The sequence below is a fragment of the Pseudomonas fluorescens genome, assembly GCF_902497995.1.
GTDB classification, from domain to species: domain Bacteria; phylum Pseudomonadota; class Gammaproteobacteria; order Pseudomonadales; family Pseudomonadaceae; genus Aquipseudomonas; species Aquipseudomonas fluorescens_BK.
The window spans coordinates 140,378-159,177 of the sequence record NZ_CABVII010000008.1 but is presented as its reverse complement, the minus strand read 5'-3'; the positions used below and the strand labels follow the sequence as shown (position 1 = coordinate 159,177).

Below are 18,800 nucleotides of genomic sequence, written 5' to 3'. Positions count from 1 at the left end.
GTCCCGAGGGACGGAAGCGTATTTAGGTAAACCCGGCATCGCACTGAAGTTCGTATAGAGGCCCACGACGCCCGAATGCGCTCGCCAGTTCGCCCTTACCTGCTCACTTTCCCCTCGAGCCATCGTTTTTCCCGTCGCCACCCCGCCGAATTCGATTTGACCGCCTAAGCTTCGGGTCTGCGAGCGCATGAATTTTTCACCGCAGAACAACTTTCCGTAAAAGACGCGACGAGGTTTATCTCCATGGCACTGACACGCGAACAGCAAATTGCAGCCCTCGAAAAAGACTGGGCTGAAAACCCACGCTGGAAAGGCGTGACACGCGCTTACTCCGCTGCTGACGTCGTCCGCCTGCGTGGCTCGGTTCAACCTGAGCACACCTTTGCAAAACTCGGCGCCGAGAAACTGTGGAACCTGGTGACCCAGGGCGCCAAGCCGTCCTTCCGCCCCGAGAAAGATTTCGTCAACTGCATGGGCGCCCTGACCGGTGGCCAGGCTGTGCAACAAGTCAAGGCCGGTATCCAGGCGATCTACCTGTCAGGCTGGCAAGTGGCTGCGGACAACAACTCCGCCGAATCGATGTACCCGGACCAGTCGCTGTACCCAGTGGATTCGGTTCCAACCGTGGTCAAGCGCATCAACAACTCGTTCCGTCGTGCCGACCAGATCCAGTGGAAAGCCGGCAAAGGCCCGGGCGACGAAGGTTACATCGACTACTTCGCCCCGATCGTGGCTGACGCCGAAGCCGGTTTCGGCGGCGTATTGAACGCCTACGAGCTGATGAAGAGCATGATCGAAGCAGGCGCCGCCGGCGTTCACTTCGAAGACCAACTGGCGTCCGTGAAAAAATGCGGGCACATGGGCGGCAAGGTCCTGGTGCCAACCCAGGAAGCTGTGCAGAAGCTGACCGCTGCCCGTCTGGCGGCTGACGTGGCCGGCACGCCGACCATCATCCTGGCCCGTACCGACGCCAACGCGGCTGACCTGCTGACCTCCGATTGCGACCCGTACGACCAGCCATTCGTGACTGGCGAACGCACCCAGGAAGGCTTCTATAAAGTACGCGCCGGTCTCGACCAGGCCATCGCTCGCGGCCTGGCTTACGCGCCGTACGCCGACCTGATCTGGTGCGAAACCGCCAAGCCGGACCTGGACGAGGCTCGTCGCTTCGCCGAAGCGATCAAAAAGGAATACCCGGACCAACTGCTGTCGTACAACTGCTCGCCTTCCTTCAACTGGAAGAAAAACCTGGACGACGCGACCATCGCCAAGTTCCAGCGTGAACTGTCCGCCATGGGATACAAGCACCAGTTCATCACCCTGGCCGGCATTCACAACATGTGGCACAGCATGTTCAACCTGGCGCACGACTACGCCCGCAACGACATGACCGCCTACGTGAAACTGCAAGAGCAAGAGTTCGCCGATGCCGCCAAGGGTTACACCTTCGTGGCTCACCAGCAGGAAGTAGGCACCGGCTACTTCGACGACATGACCACCGTGATCCAGGGTGGTTCGTCTTCGGTGACCGCGCTGACCGGGTCGACTGAAGAAGAACAGTTCCACTGATTGGCGGCACCTGAACAAACGGCCGCTGCGGATCGAATAGAAAGCTAACCGTAACGCCGCCCATCTGACGCCCCGACTGGTTCGGGGCGTTTTTTTGCCCGGGATTCACCCACCCCCTGTAGGAGCCAGGCTTGCCGGCGAAGAACGGTAACGCGGTATTACAGATACACCGCGGCGCCTGGTTCGCGGGCAAGCCTCGCTCCTACAGGCGAAGAACGGTAACGCGGTATTACAGATACATCGCGGCGCCTGGTTCGCGGGCAAGCCTCGCTCCTACAGGCGAAGAACGGTAACGCGGTATTACAGATACACCGCGGCGCCTGGTTCGCGGGCAAGTCGAATCGTCGCACCGCTCGCTCCTACAGGAGTAAGCGACCGGGAATCAGATGATGAAGTTAACCAGTCGGTTGGGCACCACGATCATCCTGTTCGCGCCTTCGAGATGGCTGCGCAACACTGGATCAGCCAATGCCTGGATCCGTATTGCATCGTGATCGGCATCAGCCTGGATCAGGATTTCCCCACGCAACTTGCCGTTGACTTGCACCATCATTTTTACTTCGTGCTGTTTCAAGGCTTCATCGTCCGGCACAGGCCACGCACTGTCGTAGATGTCACCTGCGAAACCCAGTTGCGCCCAGAGTATCTGGGCGATGTGCGGCGTCACGGGATACAGGACCTGCAACAGGATCGCCTTCCCCTCGTCGGCCACCTGCTGGCTGGCAGCCCTGCCCCCCTCCAGCACCTTGAGCATCTTCATCGCACCCGACACTACCGTGTTGTATTGCATCCGTTCGTAATCGTTGTTGACCTGCTGCAGCAAGCGATGCATCTCAAAGCGCACGCGTCTGGATTCGGCAACGTCCTCGACCGGATCGCCCTCCCGTGCCTGACCTTCATAGGCAAAAGTCCATAGCCGGCGCAGGAAGCGATAAGCCCCCTCGACCCCACTGTCGCTCCAGATCGTGCTCTGGTCGGGAGGCCCGGCAAAAATGGTAAACAAACGTGCCGTGTCGGCGCCGAACTTGTCGATGATGTCCTTCGGCTCGACGACGTTGTTCTTCGACTTCGACATTTTTTCCACGCCGCCGATGGTGACAGGCAAGCCGTCCTCAAGCGCCGTAGCCCTTACCGGGCGACTTTTTTCATCGTACTCGACCGTCACCTGCGCGGGATAAAACCATCGCCGACTGCCATCATCCGCTTTGCGGTAATAACTTTCCCGCAGCAGCATGCCTTGGGTGAACAGGTTCTTGAACGGTTCGCTGAACGCCACCAACCCTTCATCCCGCATTGCCCGGGCCCAGAACCTGGCGTACAGCAAATGCAACACCGCGTGCTCGATACCGCCGATGTATTGATCCATGGGCATCCAGTATCGGCTGCCAGGCCCGACCATCGCGGCATCACTGTCGGGATCGCAATAGCGCATGAAATACCAGCTTGAGTCGACGAAGGTATCCATGGTGTCCGTCTCACGCAGCGCCGGAGCCGCGCAACGCGGGCAAGCCACATGGAGAAACCCGTCATGCGCCAGCAACGGATTCGCGCTGCCATCGGGAATGCAATCGGTCGGTAACACCACGGGCAGATCCGAGTACGGTACCGGGACGTCGCCACAGTGCTCACAATGGATGATGGGGATTGGGGTCCCCCAGTAACGCTGCCGTGAAATCCCCCAATCGCGCAGGCGCCAGGTGGTAGCTTCCTCACCCATCCCACGTTCAACCAACGCAGCGATAATGGCCTGGGTGGCTTGTGCGACTGTCAGCCCATCGTAGGCGCCGGAGTTGATGAGATGGCCGTCCCGGCTGGCATGGCTGTCCGACCAGTCCTGAAAGTCATAGACCTGATTGTCGCAAGCAATGACCTGACGAACAGGCAAACCGTATTGATTGGCAAAGTCGAAGTCACGCTCATCGTGGGCAGGCACGGCCATCAAGGCGCCTTCACCATATGCGCTGAGCACATAGTTGGTAATCCACAGGACGACAGGCTCGCCGGTCACCGGGTGCTCGACGTGCAAGCCACTGGGAACGCCAATCTTCACTTGGGCGCTGGAGGCCGGACCGGCCTCTGCCGCCTGGCGACACGCCCGCACCTGCAACTCAAGGCTCGGATCAAGCTCCAGAGCACGCCTGGCAAGTGCATGCTCGGGAGAAATGGCACAGAAGGTCACCCCCATAAGCGTATCCACGCGGGTTGTGAACACCCACAGCCTGCCGGCATCGATCAGATGCCCCGACGCATCCCGGATCTGGTGGGCAAAGGCAAGACGAACACCGCTGGCCTTGCCGATCCAGTTGCGCTGCATGGTGCGAACCCTGTCGGGCCAGCCATCGAGTGTGTCGATGGCTGACAGCAACTCTTCGGCATATTGAGTGATACGCAGGTAGTACCCGGGAATTTCCCGCGTCTCGACCAGCGCCCCCGAACGCCAGCCTCGCCCGTCGATCACCTGCTCATTGGCCAGCACCGTTTGGTCGACAGGATCCCAGTTGACTGCCTGGGTTTTCTTGTAGGCCACGCCCTTTTCCAGCAACTTGAGGAAGAACCACTGACTCCACTTGTAATACTGCGGGTCGCAGGTGGCGATCTCGCGCGACCAGTCGAAAGCCAGTCCCAGCGGCTGCATTTGCGCCTTCATATCCGCAATGTTCAGCCGCGTCCACTCGGCGGGAGAAACACCCGACTGCATGGCCGCATTCTCTGCCGGCAAGCCAAAAGCATCCCACCCCATCGGCATTAGCACGTTGAAGCCTTTCATGCGCATATGACGGGCCAACATGTCGTTGATCGTATAGTTGCGCACGTGCCCCATGTGCAACTTTCCCGATGGGTAAGGGAGCATGGAGCAGGCATAAAACTTGGGCCGACTTTCATCTTCGACCGCCCTGAATACATCATCTTGCAGCCATTTGGCTTGCACCGTACTTTCTACCCAGGCTGGATCATATTGCGGTCGCATAGAGGTTCCTTGACATTGCTGGAGCTGAACGACAAATGACTCGCTCGGCTCACACTCCTTAAAAGTTACCGGTCGATTTGCTTCAGCTCCTGTCCGGCGATGAAACACGGGGCGCTACAGCCGTCCTGGCAGCAACCAAAAGACAGCCGCCTCCGAACAGGATGCCCAACAGCCCATATAGACTCCAACTCAATTGGAAACCGACCCCGGTGATCAACGAGGCGCCCAGCCCTACGGATACCATTCTCGCCCCCGCCAGCACGATCGGAATAAGGGAAAAAAGACTGGCCTGAGTTTGCAATGTGGTTTTCTGCGAAATCAGCGCAGTGATGTAGGTAATGCCGAGAATCTCACCCAGCGTCCAGAAGAAAACAAACGCGAGGATTAGAACCGTGTGTTCGAAAAAGGCATAGGCGCCAAACCCGATACCGTAAAAAACCGCAGCCAGGGACAGATTGGTGAGCGCCCCGAAACGCGACGTCAACGCTATAAGTGGTTGCGTCAATAAGATCACCAGCGACGCATTAACGATACCGACAGCACCGAACACGCTGGCGGCCTTCCCCGCCGTCACCATATCAAGCCAAAGAGGCAACTGATATTCACGCTGCGCATCCAGCACGGACAACGCAAAGAACATGGCGCCGGCGATGATCACGATCCTTGGCACATCGACCATCGCGCCGAGGGCAGCTCTTCTGTCTTCAGGTACAGCGCTCTGGCGTTCCGGCAGCGCCAGAAAGACACTTGCTAAAACGCACAACACACTCACGACCATCGCAAAAAGCATCAGGTAGTGACTGTCGAGGCCAAGCAAATAACCACCAATCATGAACAGCAGCGCTGCCCCAAGATTGCTGGCCAAGTGCAAATAGCCAAAGGAAGCGATGCGGTTGCTTTCATTTGCCACCAAGGACGTGAGGACACTGAATACCGGAGTGATCAGGCCCGCACACAGCATGAACAACAGCACCATCGCAATGGAGGCGATCGATGAGCTGAACACGGCAGCGAGCAACAAAAACACCGATGAACAGGACGAGGTACTGATCAAAAGCGCCCGGAAGGAATAATGACCGACCAGCGCCCCGCCCAACAGATTGCCCACCAGATAGAACGCCGACATTAGCGTGATCACCAACGCCACCGCCGAACTGTCGAGTTGGTAATGACGCTGGAAAAACAAGGCAGCGAAAGGCCCCAAGGCATTTGCCATGACGAACAGCAACCTGAGCAAAACGATATTGCGCATCCCTGCCGCCAGACCGATCCTTTTTAGCAATCTCTTCACTTGAGGATAACCTCGACGCTGCGCAAGCACGCAACGCTGGCAGCAGCACTGCCGCTCCCAAGTAGTATTGCCTTCAGGAATTTTTTGAGATCCGCCGAAGCAGGAACGGCCACACGTAACATATTGTGGAGCAGGCCAAAGCTGTGGGGGTATTGTGAACAGTCGCTGACGCGAATTTTAGCCTGAGCGAAAGCGTTGGCCAGACGACCGTCGTACTGATCCTGCAATAGCAAAAAATTCGTATCGCTTTCGTATACGACGATCGCGTTAGCCCGGCAGACTTCGATTATTTCACGCTTGATTTGCGCGAGTTTATCGTGCGCCTGCTGCATTGCATCCCGGTTCTGCAAGCAGAACAGCGCAGCTTTCACCGCCACATGGTTTACATCCCATGGGCCGCGCACCTTCATCAGCTCACGAATTGATTCCGGTCGCGTGACTACATACCCCAGGCGCAACCCGGCAAGACCAAAGTATTTGGAGAACGAACGAATGACGAATAACTGCCTGACCGCGCTGAATGCATCCAGACACGAGTGTTGCAGGTACTCAAAGTAGCATTCGTCAACGATCATCGGCTTGTCTTGTCTTACACAAGCCTTGACTAGCGCTTTCAATTGCTCAGGGTCGGTGCGTACGCCCAGAGGATTGTTGGGGTTACACAGGATCAGTCCCTGGCAAGTCCGCAAGGATTCGAGTACAGCATCGGTAGGCAGCACGAATCTTTGGGCTTGTTTCTCGAACCCAACGATCACCGGTACTACGCCATTGACGTCGAGCATCTGGTAATAGAAGGAAAAAACCGGAGAAGGAACCACCACCCTATCCCCAGGCGAGATCAGGCATGAAAGTACGAATATAACCCTCACCCCGCTCGCCATAGGCACTCAATGAGTGAGAGTCATCGAAGTAGAGAAACAGCCCATACTTGTCCTGCAAAGCCAACAGACGTTCAATAGGCGCACTTCCCCCCATACTATAAGCACCGTCAGCAACATACGCGACCAAAGGATGACGCTTGCACATATCCTCAATGAAATCGACATCATTGTGATTGCAAGTGACAACCTGCGTTTCATCACCACAGATTGCCTTGACCTGATTGAGTGCGAAATGGGCATGTTTATCAAAGATCAAAAAGGGGCGTTGGCCATCAGTAAACATACCGGCTGCCAGCAGGGGCAGAGACGCGACGATGCCCGCGCTGCAGGAAGTCGCTGTGAATGCTCGACAATTGAAATGCGCAGATAAAGCATCTTCTAGCTCATCGAGCTCTTTCAACCTTATTCTGATACGCGAGGTGGGCAAATTCACGGTACCGCAACTCAGCACATAATCTGCAGCACGTCGCGCCAGACGCTCATCAACCTCAAGCCCCAAATATGAACAAGAGCACATATTCATGAACTCATGCCCGTTCTGGTCTTGCATGCGCCCCTGCCGAGTGTGCTCAATACTCAAATCGGTAAGCCCTGAATCTTGTGCAAGTGCCCAAGAAGGATTACCGATGTCGACGGACCTGGCAGTATTAATATATTTGTTTTTTTGCTCTGACATACACGACCTCCATCATTCATGACGCAAGAAGAGCCAGTACAGCAACGAAACTCAACACACCGACCACTTCCTGCCAGCCCCAGTAGCCTTGCACATTCATTTTATTTCGGCAACTAAGAAAAGTCGTTAATTTACGAATGAAAGTTCCGTAGGAATTTTCGACAAAACCAAGACCCCATTTAAACAGCGCATCAACAAATGACATATACGCCATGCGAGCCAGATGAGAAATGACACCCAGCGCCAACCAGAAATATCATGTAACGAAACAATCTAATTTTGCTGGACTTCACACCAGAAAAGTTTAGACGCCACTCTATATTGAGGCGTTACGCCCACTCTATTACAACCGACCTCTAAACGGAGGCTCAATCATGGAAGGAAGATTAAAAGGTAAGCGAGCTCTAATAACAGGTGCATCGGCAGCCGTTGGAAGAGCGATAGCCGAAGCGTTCATTGCCCAAGGGGTCGATGTCTTCATTACCGCCCGCACGGATGAAGCCGCCGCGCGCGCAGTTACTGCATTAGCCGGGGGTCTTGAACAGCGGGCCAGTTTCATGCTTATGGATGTTGCAAGCTGTAGCGTCGATGTGCTCTTCGAGACAGCGCACGCAGACGTCGGCCCGATAGATATACTTGTCAATAACCCCGCATTTATAACCCGCACCCCATTTCTGGAGCTGAGCGGCGACGAGTACGAACGTACCTTAGCAGTGAACCTTCGCTTTCCCTTCTTTGCCATTCAACGTTTTGCAAAAGATTGCATAGCACGCAAACAGGGCGGCAGCATCATTAATATTTCATCGGTCAGCGCCTTCAAGTCGGTCAGTCGGATGCCAGCTTAGCAAGGCAGCAAGACTGCCCCATCGATGCTTACACGAAGCTGTGCCGTGGAACTTGCGCCCCATGGCATCAGGGTCAACCTATTTCACCTGGATTGACCGCCACCAATAGCAACGCCAACCAGTGGCGGAACGTCCCGGAGATATGGCAGAACAGAAAAAATGAGATTCCAATGCAGCGTGCCGGCATTCCCTCAGATATGACAGGCGCTGCCATCCTCCTCGCATCTGACGAGTCATCGTGGATGACGGGTGCCTATCTGGTGATTGATGGGGGGCACAGCTGTCTCTAAAGAACTGCCCGGGATTACCCCATCCTAGGAGCTGGCTTGTCGGATCGCCGCACCGCAGCGAAGGCCGCAAATTCAGCGCAAGGCTTTCGGGCCTCTTCGCTGGCAAGCCAGCTCCCACAGGAGGCGGTGACAGTCCGGGGCAAACGCGTTGACCTGGAGCCGCCAAGCCGTCAGGAAAATCCGCTAAAACGTGCGCCACCCCTACTTGCAGTATGCGCATATAAGACAACTTCCCACTCACCCGCCCGCTAAGCAGTTTAAAAACTACCGCAAACAATATTGATTATCATTTAACTCGGATTATGTTCGTTACATTCCTTACAAAACATATTTAACGAAAACCCGGCTAATGCCCGCCACGCATGGGCTACAGGGCCCTGGAGGTCCGCGATGTCCTTATTTCGCTCAATAATTTCGCTATCTGAATTTTACTTGCACGGTGTTTAGCCATAAAATCAGCGGGATCGATTGCTGCGACATATCGTCACTGCGTTGTTTCTTTTTCAAGCTCAGAGACCTTTGCTCTCTGTTAAGGATTTCCAGCATGCCCGAAGCGACAGGACTCATGGCCCACAACTGGGGCTTTGCCATTTTCCTTCTGGGCGTTGTCGGCCTGTGCGCCTTCATGCTCGGCGTCTCCAGCCTCCTCGGGTCAAAAGCCTGGGGCCGCAGCAAAAACGAACCGTTCGAGTCCGGCATGCTACCTACAGGTGGCGCCCGCTTGCGGCTCTCAGCCAAATTCTATCTGGTCGCGATGCTCTTCGTGATCTTCGATATCGAAGCCCTCTTTCTCTTTGCCTGGTCTGTGTCCGTCCGCGAAAGCGGCTGGACCGGATTCGTCGAAGCTCTCGTTTTCATAGCAATTCTGTTGGCAGGTCTTGTCTACCTGTTCCGAGTGGGCGCCCTTGACTGGGCTCCGGAAGCTCGTCGCAAGCGGCAGGCGAAGCTGAAACAATGAGGCTTTGGCAATGCAATACAATCTCACCAGGATCGACCCCGATGCTCCTAACGAGCAGTATCCGATCGGCCAGCGGGAAACCGTTTCCGATCCGTTAGAAGATCAAGTCCACAAAAACATTTTCATGGGCAAGCTCGAAGACGTGCTTAACGGCACGATCAACTGGGGGCGCAAGAACTCCCTGTGGCCGTATAACTTCGGCCTTTCGTGCTGCTACGTGGAAATGACCACCGCCTTCACGGCGCCCCACGACATCGCGCGCTTTGGCGCCGAGGTTATCCGGGCATCGCCGCGCCAGGCGGATTTCATGGTTATCGCCGGTACCTGCTTCATCAAGATGGCGCCGATCATCCAGCGTCTCTACGAGCAAATGCTCGAGCCTAAATGGGTCATCTCCATGGGTTCGTGCGCCAACTCCGGTGGCATGTATGACATCTACTCCGTCGTTCAAGGGGTGGACAAGTTCCTGCCCGTGGACGTCTACGTGCCTGGCTGCCCGCCCCGCCCCGAGGCTTTCCTGCAAGGCTTGATGCTGTTGCAGGAGTCGATTGGACAGGAGCGTCGCCCACTTTCCTGGGTCGTCGGCGATCAAGGCGTGTACCGCGCCGAGATGCCTTCGCAGAAGGAACAGCGCCGCGAACAGCGAATCGCAGTCACCAACCTGCGCAGCCCCGACGAAGTCTGATCCAGATCTGCTTCTTTTATAGAACGAGAACCTGGCTTCATTCTTTACGTTGACCGAAAGCGATAAATAACCATGACTACAGGCAGTGCTCTGTACATCCCGCCTTATAAGGCAGACGACCAGGATGTGGTCGTCGAACTGAATAACCGTTTTGGCCCCGAGGCGTTTTCCGCCCAGCCTACCCGCACCGGCATGCCGGTGCTTTGGGTTGCCCGGGCCAAACTGGTCGAAATCCTGACTTTCCTGCGCAACCTGCCCAAGCCGTACGTCATGCTCTATGACCTGCACGGCGTGGACGAGCGTCTGCGCACCAAGCGTCAAGGGCTGCCGAACGGCGCCGACTTCACTGTGTTCTATCACTTGATGTCGATCGAACGTAATAGTGACGTAATGATCAAGGTCGCCTTGTCCGAGAGCGACCTTAGCGTACCGACCGTCACCCACATCTGGCCGAATGCCAACTGGTACGAGCGTGAAGTGTGGGACATGTACGGCATCAACTTTGCCGGTCACCCGCACCTGACCCGCATCATGATGCCGCCGACCTGGGAAGGTCACCCGCTGCGCAAGGACTTCCCGGCCCGTGCCACCGAGTTCGACCCGTTCACCCTGACCCTGGCCAAGCAACAGCTCGAGGAAGAAGCCGCGCGCTTCAAGCCTGAAGACTGGGGCATGAAGCGTTCCGGGGCGAACGAGGACTACATGTTCCTCAACCTCGGCCCGAACCACCCTTCGGCGCACGGTGCGTTCCGCATCATCCTGCAACTGGACGGTGAAGAAATCGTCGACTGCGTGCCGGACGTCGGTTACCACCACCGTGGTGCCGAGAAGATGGCCGAGCGTCAGTCCTGGCACAGCTTCATCCCGTACACCGACCGTATCGACTACCTCGGCGGCGTGATGAACAACCTGCCGTACGTGCTTTCGGTCGAGAAGCTGGCCGGCATCAAGGTGCCAGAGAAGGTCGACGTCATCCGCATCATGATGGCCGAGTTCTTCCGGATCACCAGCCACCTGCTGTTCCTGGGGACTTATATCCAGGACGTTGGCGCCATGACCCCGGTGTTCTTCACCTTCACCGACCGCCAGAAGGCGTACACGGTGATCGAAGCCATTACCGGTTTCCGTCTGCACCCGGCCTGGTACCGCATCGGTGGCGTCGCCCACGACCTGCCGCGGGGCTGGGAAAAACTGGTGAAAGACTTCGTCGAGTGGATGCCAAAGCGTCTGGACGAATACCAGAAAGCCGCCCTGGACAACAGCATCCTGCGTGGCAGGACCATCGGCGTCGCGGCCTACAACACCAAGGAAGCCCTGGAATGGGGCGTCACCGGTTCCGGCCTGCGTTCGACCGGTTGCGATTTCGACCTGCGCAAGGCCCGTCCGTACTCCGGCTACGAGAACTTCGAATTCGAAGTACCGCTGGCGGCCAATGGCGATGCCTATGACCGTTGCATCGTGCGTGTCGAAGAAATGCGCCAGAGCCTGAAGATCATCGAGCAGTGCATGCGCAACATGCCGGAAGGCCCGTACAAGGCGGATCACCCGCTGACCACGCCGCCGCCGAAAGAGCGCACGCTGCAGCACATCGAGACCCTGATCACGCACTTCCTGCAAGTTTCGTGGGGCCCGGTCATGCCGGCCAACGAATCCTTCCAGATGATCGAAGCGACCAAGGGCATCAACAGTTATTACCTGACGAGCGATGGCGGCACCATGAGCTACCGCACCCGGATTCGCACCCCAAGCTTCCCGCACCTGCAGCAGATCCCTTCGGTGATCAAAGGCAGCATGGTCGCGGACTTGATCGCGTACCTGGGTAGTATCGATTTCGTTATGGCCGACGTGGACCGCTAAGCATGAACAGCACGCTTATCCAGACAGACCGTTTCGCCCTGAGCGAAACCGAGCGCTCGGCCATCGAGCACGAGTTGCATCACTACGAAGACCCGCGCGCGGCGTCGATCGAAGCCCTGAAGATCGTCCAGAAGGAACGTGGCTGGGTGCCGGATGGCGCCCTGTACGCCATCGGCGAGATCCTCGGCATCCCGGCCAGCGACGTTGAAGGCGTGGCTACTTTCTATAGCCAGATCTTCCGTCAGCCGGTCGGCCGCCACATCATTCGCGTCTGCGACAGCATGGTCTGCTACATCGGCGGCCATGAATCGGTGGTCAGCGAACTCCAGAGCAAGCTGGGCATCGGCCTGGGCCAGACCACCACCGATGGTCGTTTCACCCTGCTGCCGGTCTGCTGCCTCGGCAACTGCGACAAGGCGCCAGCGTTGATGATCGACGACGACACGTTCGGTGATGTGCAGCCTGCAGGCGTTGCCAAATTGCTCGAGGGCTACGTATGACCCTGACTTCCTTCGGTCCTGCCAACCGCATCAAGCGTTCGGCCGAGACTCACCCGCTCACCTGGCGTCTGCGTGACGACGGCGAAGCCGTATGGCTCGACGAATACCAGGCCAAGAACGGTTACGCCGCTGCGCGCAAGGCCTTCGCCGACATGGCCCAGGACGACATCGTCCAGACCGTGAAAGACGCCGGCCTCAAGGGTCGCGGCGGTGCAGGCTTCCCCACGGGCGTGAAGTGGGGCCTGATGCCCAAGGACGAATCCATCAACATCCGCTACCTGCTGTGCAACGCGGATGAAATGGAGCCCAACACCTGGAAAGACCGCATGCTGATGGAGCAACTGCCCCATCTGCTGATCGAAGGCATGCTGATCAGTGCTCGCGCGCTGAAAACCTACCGTGGCTACATCTTCCTGCGTGGCGAGTACACCACCGCCGCCAAGCACCTCAACCGTGCCGTGGAAGAAGCCAAGGCAGCCGGCCTTTTGGGCAAGAACATCCTGGGTTCGGGTTTTGATTTCGAGCTGTTCGTCCACACCGGTGCCGGGCGTTACATCTGCGGTGAAGAAACCGCACTGATCAACTCCCTCGAAGGCCGCCGCGCCAACCCGCGCTCCAAGCCGCCCTTCCCTGCCGCCGTTGGCGTGTGGGGCAAGCCGACCTGCGTGAACAACGTCGAGACCCTGTGCAACGTGCCGGCGATCATTGCCGACGGCGTGGACTGGTACAAATCGTTGGCTCGCGAAGGCAGCGAAGACATGGGCACCAAGCTCATGGGCTTCTCCGGCAAGGTCAAGAACCCGGGCCTGTGGGAATTGCCGTTCGGCGTCACCGGTCGCGAGTTGTTCGAAGACTACGCCGGCGGCATGCGCGACGGTTACAAACTCAAGTGCTGGCAGCCAGGCGGCGCCGGTACCGGTTTCCTGTTGCCTGAACACCTGGACGCACAAATGTATGCCGGCGGCATCGCCAAGGTGGGCACCCGCATGGGTACCGGCCTGGCCATGGCGGTGGACGACAGCGTCAACATGGTGTCCTTGCTGCGCAACATGGAAGAGTTCTTCTCCCGTGAGTCGTGCGGTTTCTGCACCCCATGCCGTGACGGTCTGCCGTGGAGCGTCAAGCTGCTGCGCGCGATCGAGAACGGTGAAGGGCAAGCCGGCGACATCGAGACCCTGCTGGGTCTGGTCGGTTTCCTCGGCCCGGGCAAGACTTTCTGTGCTCACGCACCGGGCGCCGTGGAGCCATTGGGCAGCGCAATCAAATACTTCCGCCATGAGTTCGAAGCCGGCATCGCGCCTGTCAGCGCCGTCGTCCCGCCTCTGGCAAGGCCGATCGTAGTCGGCGCTTAACGCTTTAAAAAAGGCGAAGGGTCCGTGCCCTTCGCTTTTCGTGCGATGACGCCTTTAACGGCTGTGTTGATTCGTGCGGATAACAAGATTCCATTAGCCACGCCCGCTGACACCGGGCCAACGAAGAACTTTGAACCATGGCCACTATCCACGTAGACGGCAAAGAGCTCGAAGTCGATGGGGCAGACAACCTGTTACAGGCATGTCTGTCGCTAGGCCTCGATATCCCGTATTTCTGCTGGCACCCCGCCCTAGGCAGCGTTGGCGCTTGCCGCCAGTGCGCGGTCAAGCAGTACACCGACGAGAACGATACCCGCGGTCGCATCGTCATGTCCTGCATGACCCCTGCAACCGATGGCACCTGGATCTCCATCGAAGATGAAGAGTCCAAGGCCTTCCGCGCCAGTGTTGTTGAATGGCTGATGACCAACCACCCTCACGACTGCCCGGTCTGTGAGGAAGGCGGTCACTGCCACCTGCAAGACATGACCGTGATGACCGGTCACAACGAGCGCCGTTATCGCTTCACCAAGCGCACTCACCAGAACCAGCAACTGGGCCCGTTCATTTCCCACGAAATGAACCGCTGCATCGCTTGCTACCGCTGCGTGCGCTTCTATAAGGACTACGCCGGCGGCACCGACCTCGGTGTATTCGGCGCCCACGACAACGTGTACTTCGGTCGCGTTGAAGACGGCACCCTGGAAAGCGAGTTCTCCGGCAACCTCACCGAGGTCTGCCCGACCGGTGTGTTCACCGACAAGACTCACTCCGAGCGCTACAACCGCAAGTGGGACATGCAGTTCTCGCCGAGCATCTGCCATGGCTGCTCAAGCGGTTGCAACATCTCCCCGGGCGAGCGCTACGGTGAACTGCGTCGTATCGAAAACCGCTTCAACGGTTCGGTAAACCAGTACTTCCTGTGCGACCGTGGCCGTTTCGGCTACGGCTACGTCAACCGCAAGGACCGTCCGCGTCAGCCGTTGCTGGCCAACGGCGCCAAGCTGACCCTTGACGAAGCGCTGGATAAAGCCGCCGACCTGCTGCGCGGTCGCAACATCGTCGGTATCGGTTCGCCCCGCGCCAGCCTCGAAAGCAACTACGCGTTGCGCGAGCTGGTCGGCGCCGAGCATTTCTACTCCGGTATCGAGGCCTCCGAGCTGGAACGCATCCGTCTGGTGATGCAGGTGCTGAAAGACAGCCCGCTGCCGATTCCGAACATGCGCGACATCGAAGACCACGACGCGATCTTCGTCCTCGGTGAAGACCTGACCCAGACTGCTGCCCGTATGGCGCTGTCCCTGCGTCAATCGGTCAAGGGCAAGGCCGAAGACATGGCCGACGCCATGCGCGTTCAGCCTTGGCTCGACGCTGCGGTGAAGAACATCGGCCAGCACGCGCTGAATCCGTTGTTCATCGCCAGCCTGGCTGAAACCAAGCTCGACGACATCGCTGAAGAGTGCGTTCACGCTGCTCCCGACGACCTGGCGCGCATCGGTTTCGCCGTGGCTCACGCCCTCGACGCCAGCGCACCGGCCGTTGAAGGCCTGGATGCTGAAGCCGTTGAACTGGCCAAGCGCATTGCCGACACCCTGCTCGCGGCCAAGCGTCCATTGATCATTGCCGGTACCTCGTTGGGTTCCAAGGCGCTGATCGAAGCCGCTGCGAACATCGCCAAAGCGTTGAAGCTGCGCGAGAAGAACGGTTCCATCAGCCTGATCGTGCCAGAGGCTAACAGCCTTGGCCTGGCCATGCTCGGTGGCAACTCGGTCGATGCCGCGCTGCAAGCTGTGATCGACGGTAAAGCCGACGCCATCGTCGTGCTGGAAAACGATCTGTACACCCGTACTGACAAATCCAAGGTCGATGCCGCCCTGAGCGCCGCGAAAGTGCTGATCGTGGCCGACCATCAGAAGACCGCCACCAGCGATCGCGCGCACCTGGTCCTGCCAGCCGCCAGCTTCGCTGAAGGCGACGGTACGCTGGTCAGCCAGGAAGGCCGCGCCCAGCGCTTCTTCCAGGTCTTCGACCCGACTTACCTCGATGCGAGCATCCTGGTGCACGAAGGCTGGCGCTGGCTGCATGCCCTGCGCGCGACCCTGCTGAACCAGCCGATCGACTGGACCCAGCTGGACCACGTCACCGCTGCCGTGGCTGCAAGCACGCCGCAACTGAACCGCATCGTCGATGCCGCACCGTCCGCCGCGTTCCGCATCAAGGGTCTGAAACTGGCCCGCGAACCGCTGCGTTACAGTGGCCGGACCGCTATGCGCGCCGACATCAGCGTGCACGAACCTCGGACCTCCCAGGACAAAGACACCGCGTTTTCCTTCTCGATGGAAGGCTACTCGGGCTCGGTCGAACCCCGTCAACAGGTGCCGTTCGCCTGGTCGCCGGGCTGGAACTCGCCGCAGGCCTGGAACAAGTTCCAGGACGAAGTCGGTGGTCACATCCGCGCTGGCGACCCGGGCACCCGCCTGATCGAAAGCAGCGGTGATTCGCTGAACTGGTTCGCCGCTGTTCCACGTGCGTTCAACCCGGCTCCGGGCACCTGGCAGGTCGTGCCGTTCTTCCACCTGTTCGGCAGCGAAGAGAACTCTTCCAAAGCCGCGCCGGTCCAGGAACGCATCCCGGCCGCTTACGTGTCGCTGGCCAAGTCCGAAGCCGACCGCCTGGGTGTGAATGACGGCGCCATGCTGAGCTTGAACGTGGCCGGTCAGACCCTGCGTCTGCCGCTGCGCATCAACGAAGAGCTGGGTGCCGGTCTGGTCGCATTGCCGGCCGGTATCGCTGGCATTCCGCCAGCGATCTTTGGCAAATCCGTTGACGGTCTGCAGGAGGCAGCTCAATGACCTGGTTCACTCCTGAAGTGATCGACGTGATCATCGCGGTCCTCAAGGCCGTGGTGATTCTGCTCGCCGTGGTGGTGTGCGGCGCCCTGCTGAGCTGGGTCGAGCGTCGTTTGCTCGCCCTCTGGCAGGACCGTTACGGTCCGAACCGCGTCGGCCCGTTCGGCGCGTTCCAGATCGCCGCCGACATGATCAAGATGTTCTTCAAGGAAGACTGGACGCCGCCGTTCGCCGACAAGGTGATCTTCACCCTGGCACCGGTCGTGGCCATGAGCGCCTTGCTGATTGCCTTCGCGATTATCCCGATCACCCCGACCTGGGGCGTGGCGGATATCAACATCGGCATCCTGTTCTTCTTCGCCATGGCCGGTCTGTCGGTCTACGCGGTGCTGTTCGCCGGCTGGTCGAGCAACAACAAGTTCGCCCTGCTGGGCAGCTTGCGGGCTTCGGCACAAACCGTGTCGTACGAAGTGTTCATGGGCCTGTCGCTGATGGGCATCGTGATCCAGGTCGGCTCGTTCAACATGCGCGACATCGTCGAGTACCAGGCGCAGAACATGTGGTTCGTCATTCCGCAGATCTTCGGTTTCCTGACCTTCTTCATTGCCGGCGTCGCCGTGACTCACCGTCACCCGTTCGACCAGCCGGAAGCGGAACAGGAACTGGCCGACGGTTACCACATTGAATACGCCGGCATGAAATGGGGCATGTTCTTCGTCGGTGAGTACATCGGCATCGTGCTGATTTCGGCGCTGCTGGTAACCTTGTTCTTCGGTGGCTGGCACGGCCCGTTCGGCATTCTGCCGCAGATCCCGTTCATCTGGTTCGCGCTGAAAACCGCGTTCTTCATCATGTTCTTCATCCTGCTGCGCGCCTCGATTCCGCGCCCACGGTATGACCAAGTGATGGATTTCAGCTGGAAGTTCTGCCTGCCGCTGACCCTCGTCAACATGCTGGTGACCGCTGCGATCGTGTTGCTCAACACGCCCGCCGTCGCGGCTCAGTGAGGATAGAGAATCATGAAGTACATTTTTGACATCGTGCATGGCTTCTTCACCCAGCTTCGCAGCCTGGTGATGATCTTCGGCCATGCCTTCCGCAAGCGCGACACGCTGCAGTACCCGGAAGAAGCCGTGTACCTGCCGCCACGCTTCCGTGGCCGTATCGTCCTGACTCGCGACCCTGATGGCGAAGAGCGTTGCGTAGCTTGCAACCTGTGCGCCGTGGCATGCCCGGTCGGTTGCATCTCGCTGCAGAAAGCTGAAACCGAAGACGGTCGCTGGTACCCGGAGTTTTTCCGTATCAACTTCTCGCGCTGCATTTTCTGCGGCCTCTGCGAGGAAGCCTGCCCGACCACCGCGATCCAGCTGACACCGGATTTCGAGATGGCCGAGTTCAAACGTCAGGACCTGGTGTACGAGAAAGAAGATCTGCTGATCTCCGGCCCCGGCAAAAACCCTGATTACAACTTCTATCGTGTTGCAGGTATGGCGATTGCCGGTAAGCCAAAAGGCTCCGCGCAGAATGAAGCCCAGCCGATCAACGTGAAGAGCTTGCTGCCTTAAGGAAGAAAGATGGAATTCGCTTTCTATTTCGCATCGGGTATCGCTGTGGTGTCCACGCTTCGCGTGATCACCAACACCAACCCCGTGCACGCCCTGCTCTACCTGATCATTTCGCTGATTGCCGTGGCGATGACGTTTTTCGCCCTCGGCGCACCGTTTGCCGGTGTGCTGGAAGTGATCGCCTACGCTGGCGCCATCATGGTGCTGTTCGTGTTCGTGGTGATGATGCTGAACCTGGGCCCGGCCTCGGTTCAGCAAGAGCGCGTCTGGCTCAAGCCCGGCATCTGGCTCGGCCCGGTCGCACTCGGCGCCCTGCTGCTGGTTGAACTGCTGTACGTGCTGTTCAGCGACGCCAGCGGCCAGGCCATCGGCCATACCACCGTAGACGCCAAGGCCGTGGGCATCAGCCTGTTCGGTCCTTATCTGCTGGTGGTCGAACTCGCCTCGATGCTGCTGCTCGCCGCAGCCGTCACGGCGTTCCACTTGGGCCGCAACGAAGCCAAGGAGCAATGAC

The 18,800-nt window shown here is 58.4% G+C and carries 17 protein-coding genes; 12 read left to right on the top strand and 5 right to left on the bottom strand.

All coding sequences use genetic code 11. The features are described 5' to 3' along the window. The first annotated feature begins 243 nt into the window (after positions 1-243). Positions 244-1,569, top strand: coding sequence for an isocitrate lyase (gene aceA / locus F8N80_RS11900; protein ID WP_008032724.1), 1,326 nt, complete (start codon positions 244-246; stop codon positions 1,567-1,569). A 382-nt stretch (positions 1,570-1,951) separates the two neighbouring features. Here aceA and leuS read toward each other — a convergent pair whose 3' ends face one another. From leuS to F8N80_RS11870, 5 genes are all read right to left on the bottom strand, one after another. Next, a complete protein-coding gene (gene leuS / locus F8N80_RS11890) occupies positions 1,952-4,537 on the bottom strand; it encodes a leucine--tRNA ligase (protein ID WP_150783953.1) in 2,586 nt (861 codons plus the stop codon). A gap of 82 nt (positions 4,538-4,619) precedes the next feature. Beyond that, entirely contained in the window at positions 4,620-5,789 is a 1,170-nt protein-coding gene (locus tag F8N80_RS11885) for an MFS transporter (RefSeq protein WP_191632908.1), read from the bottom strand. Positions 5,790-5,824: 35 nt separating this feature from the next. Next, the gene (locus F8N80_RS11880) at positions 5,825-6,646 is read right to left on the bottom strand and encodes a pyridoxal phosphate-dependent aminotransferase (protein WP_263596956.1); all 822 of its coding nucleotides are present in this window, start codon (positions 6,644-6,646) and stop codon (positions 5,825-5,827) included. A 4-nt stretch (positions 6,647-6,650) separates the two neighbouring features. Beyond that, positions 6,651-7,385: an aminotransferase class I/II-fold pyridoxal phosphate-dependent enzyme gene (locus tag F8N80_RS11875; RefSeq protein ID WP_224790674.1), complete on the bottom strand. Its 735-nt coding sequence runs from the start codon at positions 7,383-7,385 to the stop codon at positions 6,651-6,653. Positions 7,386-7,401: 16 nt separating this feature from the next. After that, positions 7,402-7,632: a hypothetical protein gene (locus F8N80_RS11870; RefSeq protein ID WP_150783931.1), complete on the bottom strand. Its 231-nt coding sequence runs from the start codon at positions 7,630-7,632 to the stop codon at positions 7,402-7,404. A gap of 127 nt (positions 7,633-7,759) precedes the next feature. Between F8N80_RS11870 and F8N80_RS31905 the strand changes: the two genes are divergently transcribed. The 11 genes from F8N80_RS31905 (at position 7,760) to nuoJ (ending at position 18,799) form a co-directional block, all read left to right on the top strand. After that, entirely contained in the window at positions 7,760-8,230 is a 471-nt protein-coding gene (locus F8N80_RS31905; RefSeq protein ID WP_150783930.1) for an SDR family NAD(P)-dependent oxidoreductase, read from the top strand. Between the two features lie 92 nt (positions 8,231-8,322). After that, positions 8,323-8,520, top strand: a complete 198-nt coding sequence (locus F8N80_RS32040) for an SDR family oxidoreductase (RefSeq protein ID WP_191632907.1) — start codon at positions 8,323-8,325, stop codon at positions 8,518-8,520. Positions 8,521-9,064: 544 nt separating this feature from the next. Then, a complete protein-coding gene (locus F8N80_RS11855; RefSeq protein WP_003223812.1) occupies positions 9,065-9,478 on the top strand; it encodes an NADH-quinone oxidoreductase subunit A in 414 nt (137 codons plus the stop codon). Between the two features lie 10 nt (positions 9,479-9,488). After that, on the top strand, positions 9,489-10,163 hold the full coding sequence (locus F8N80_RS11850) for a NuoB/complex I 20 kDa subunit family protein (RefSeq protein WP_050682721.1): 675 nt from the start codon (positions 9,489-9,491) through the stop codon (positions 10,161-10,163). Between the two features lie 72 nt (positions 10,164-10,235). After that, positions 10,236-12,020 (top strand): NADH-quinone oxidoreductase subunit C/D, encoded by a 1,785-nt coding sequence (gene nuoC / locus F8N80_RS11845; protein WP_150746606.1) that lies wholly within the window; start codon positions 10,236-10,238, stop codon positions 12,018-12,020. A gap of 2 nt (positions 12,021-12,022) precedes the next feature. Then, positions 12,023-12,520 carry an NADH-quinone oxidoreductase subunit NuoE gene (gene nuoE, locus F8N80_RS11840; RefSeq protein WP_150746607.1) on the top strand — a complete coding sequence of 166 codons (498 nt, stop codon included), beginning with the start codon at positions 12,023-12,025 and terminating at the stop codon, positions 12,518-12,520. Next, positions 12,517-13,872: an NADH-quinone oxidoreductase subunit NuoF gene (gene nuoF / locus F8N80_RS11835; protein WP_150746608.1), complete on the top strand. Its 1,356-nt coding sequence runs from the start codon at positions 12,517-12,519 to the stop codon at positions 13,870-13,872. Before nuoE ends, nuoF begins: the two co-directional genes overlap by 4 nt. A gap of 137 nt (positions 13,873-14,009) precedes the next feature. Then, positions 14,010-16,724, top strand: a complete 2,715-nt coding sequence (gene nuoG, locus F8N80_RS11830; RefSeq protein WP_150783929.1) for an NADH-quinone oxidoreductase subunit NuoG — start codon at positions 14,010-14,012, stop codon at positions 16,722-16,724. Beyond that, positions 16,721-17,728, top strand: a complete 1,008-nt coding sequence (gene nuoH, locus F8N80_RS11825) for an NADH-quinone oxidoreductase subunit NuoH (protein ID WP_150746610.1) — start codon at positions 16,721-16,723, stop codon at positions 17,726-17,728. Before nuoG ends, nuoH begins: the two co-directional genes overlap by 4 nt. 12 nt (positions 17,729-17,740) lie before the next feature. Next, entirely contained in the window at positions 17,741-18,286 is a 546-nt protein-coding gene (gene nuoI / locus F8N80_RS11820; RefSeq protein WP_218244332.1) for an NADH-quinone oxidoreductase subunit NuoI, read from the top strand. A 9-nt stretch (positions 18,287-18,295) separates the two neighbouring features. Next, on the top strand, positions 18,296-18,799 hold the full coding sequence (nuoJ, locus tag F8N80_RS11815; RefSeq protein WP_095631557.1) for an NADH-quinone oxidoreductase subunit J: 504 nt from the start codon (positions 18,296-18,298) through the stop codon (positions 18,797-18,799). Position 18,800 lies beyond the last annotated feature (1 nt).